Raw genomic sequence first — 2,913 nt, forward strand, 5'->3', positions numbered from 1 at the left:
CATGGATCGTATTGCCCACAATGCCTACCGCATCGAACTCGCCGGCGAGAGCATGCGAAAACGCCAGTCGCAGAGCCCTCCAGCCACGATCGCTTGACCGTCAAATCCATCCACGACAATCATCACGAACGACCCAGGCAAATCACCTCGCACCTGCCGGCTTCAAATCGGAATGGGGTGCCGGAATGAAATCGGAACAGGGTGCCGAATTCATATCGGAATTGCCCGCCGAATTCGTCGGAATCCGCAGAGCAGGTCTATGCGGGAAGCGCCTACGCAGTCTTTTCGCTCCCCCATTCGAAGCTGGTGCCGTCGACCCAGATGCAGTGGAGGAGCACGGCCATCTTGCGTGCGACGGCCACCTTGGCCTTCTTCATCCCGATCCGCTTGGAGAGACGGATGCCCCATGATTTCAGCGTCGACCATTTCTTGGTTCGATGCATCAGGACGCTGGCTGCCTCGTAGAGATAGGTTCGCAGCAAGCGATCTCCCCAATGCGAGACACGGCCGCTGATATCCGTTTCCCCGGATTGCTTTCGCCGCGGCGTCAGGCCCAGGTAGGCACCGACGTCGCTGGCCGAGGAAAAGCGTGAGGGATCGTCGATCGTGTGGCGGTAGGTCAATGCCGTCACCACGCCGACGCCGGGAACCGTCATCAGCCGGCGTGTGGTGCAGTCGTCCTGAGCGAGACGCCGGACCTGCCGATCGAGTTTCTCCTGTTCCTCGCAGGTCCGCTCATGGACACTGAGGAGCGCCCCGATCACGGATCGGAGCGGATGCCCCTCGACAACCAGCTCCAGGACCTTACGCCGGAACTGCGTTCCAATCGATCGGCTGAACTGTAGCCCATACTCCTTCAGCATCGAACGGATCTGGTTTTCCAGATCGCGACGGATGGCGACAAGCCTCGAGCGCGCGACGAGCAGGGATCGGGTTGCCTGGCTCTCCGGACTCTTCACTTTGACTTCTCGGTACCAGCCGACCCGAACCAACTCCGCCAAGCCTTGGGCATCGTTCTCGTCGCTCTTGTTCATTCGAACCGACAGCACTGCTTTCGCGTGACGGGCGTCGATGCAGACGACGGGCAGACCGATCCGGTTGAGCTCATGCCACAGCCAGCTCGACATCGCGCCGGTCTCAAAGCCGATCCGCTCGGCGGTCGGCGCGCGCTTGCTTAACAGTTCCGCCAAAGCGCCGGGATCGGACCTCGCCCTGCCTTGAAAGACGACCTTGCCAGATTCATCGACGACGCAAACGCTGGTCTCTTTCTGCGATACATCCAGCCCGACATACTGTTTCATGACGACCATCCCGTGCTCAGGCCGGCGCCGCTGCCTGCCGTCCATCACTCTGATGTCATGGCATCGACGGCAGCAATTACGTCATCGTGTGCAACTTTTGGACGCCGATTGGAGTGCGCCCCTGCGGGTAGACAGGATCAGGCTGCGGATTTGACCGTGAGCCGGGCGTGTTGATCCTCGAACTGCTGCGGGCTGACATAGCCGAGCGCGGAGTGCAGTCGGCTTGCGTTGTAGACCTGATCGATGAAGCGCGGAAGGTCGGCTGCGACGTCCTCGAAGGTCTCGTAGGCCATCGGATAGACGGCCTCGACCTTGAGCGTCTTCATGAAGCTCTCGGCCTTGGCGTTATCGTAGGGATTGCCGCGACGCCCCATCGATCCGACGAGGCCTTGCTCGGCGAGGGCCTGCCGGTAGCGTCCAGCCGCGTATTGCGACCCGCGGTCCGTGTGATGCACGCAGCCGGGTGGCGGCTTTCGCTTTTCAATAGCTGAGCGCAGCGCGGCCAGCGTCAGTCTGACGTCGATCGAGCGGCCGATGGCGTAACCGACGACCTTGCGCGACCAGGCATCAAGGATCACGGCAACGTAGACGAAGCCCGCGATGATCGCGACGTAGGTGATGTCGGCCACCCAGAGCTGGTTCGGCCCATCCGGCACGATATCCTTCGCCAGGTTCGGGAAGATGGGCAGTTCGTGATCGCCATCGGTGGTGGCGATATAGCGCCGGCGCCGACGCGGCTGAAGATCGTGCTCGCGCATCAGGCGCCTAATCTTCTTGTGATTGGCGACGAAACCGCGATGGCGCAGCGCCGCTCGCATCCGTCGATAACCATAGGCTTCGAAGCTCTCGGAAATCGCGGCCATAGTCTCGACGAGTGCGGTGTCGTCGATGCTCACGGCCGGCTTGTCGTAGTAGGTCGAGCGCGCGATCCCCATCAGCCGGCATCCTTCTGCGACGGAGATGCCGCGGGGCCGGTGATGACGGATGTAGTCGCGCTTTTCGGCCGCGGACCGTGCTTCAGAGCCCCCTTTAGGAACTCGATCTCCAGAGCCTGTCTGCCGACGAGCCGTTCAAGCGCGGCGATGCGCGCTTCGTAGGCTTCGATCGTATCGGCGGCGACTGCCTCGTCGTCGAAGGCGCCAGCCTCGAACTTCTGGATCCAGATCCGGACGAGGTTGCGTGACAGGTCGTGCCGGCGGGCGAGGCTATGGAGCGTCTCGCCTGCCAGGTAATCCTGTGACACCTGGCGTTTGAACTCGATGCTGTGGGTGCGGTGTCGGGCCATGGGCTTCCATCCTTCGAAAGCCCGGCTCCCCGGTCAATTGCTCGCCGTCACGCTGTCCGCCTCAGGGGGCGCACTCCAGATTGGGGGGCAACATTGCGCGCCGTTTGACAGACTGGGCTTGGCCATGAGGTTCGGCTGATGCCCGCCTCCTATGTGAAGCCTTATGTCAAGCGACAGAAGAACGATGCGATGGACGCCGAGGCGATCTGCGAGGCGGTGACGCGTCCAACGATGCGCTTCGTTCCGGTGAAGAGCGAAGAGCAGCAAAGCCTGCTGATGCTGCACAGAGTCCGCGAGCTTCTGATCCGGCAACGGACGATGCTGGTT

3 protein-coding genes and 1 pseudogene are annotated in these 2,913 nt (G+C 62.0%); 1 reads left to right on the top strand and 3 read right to left on the bottom strand.

What is annotated here, in order from left to right:
• Positions 1-272: 272 nt before the first annotated feature.
• The 3 genes from AC1DW9_RS36420 to AC1DW9_RS36430 form a co-directional block, all read right to left on the bottom strand.
• Positions 273-1,301, bottom strand: a complete 1,029-nt coding sequence (locus tag AC1DW9_RS36420) for an IS110 family RNA-guided transposase (protein ID WP_476777552.1) — start codon at positions 1,299-1,301, stop codon at positions 273-275.
• Between the two features lie 137 nt (positions 1,302-1,438).
• Positions 1,439-2,287: an IS3 family transposase gene (locus AC1DW9_RS36425; protein ID WP_476777554.1), complete on the bottom strand. Its 849-nt coding sequence runs from the start codon at positions 2,285-2,287 to the stop codon at positions 1,439-1,441.
• Positions 2,236-2,586, bottom strand: coding sequence for a transposase (locus AC1DW9_RS36430; RefSeq protein WP_476777553.1), 351 nt, complete (start codon positions 2,584-2,586; stop codon positions 2,236-2,238). Before AC1DW9_RS36430 ends, AC1DW9_RS36425 begins: the two co-directional genes overlap by 52 nt.
• Before the next feature lie 117 nt (positions 2,587-2,703).
• On the opposite strand from AC1DW9_RS36430, the pseudogene AC1DW9_RS36435 reads away from it, so the two are divergent.
• Positions 2,704-2,913: pseudogene (locus AC1DW9_RS36435) on the top strand (IS110 family transposase); the annotation flags it as partial.

It is taken from the genome of Allobosea sp. P4_E12, assembly GCF_056401655.1.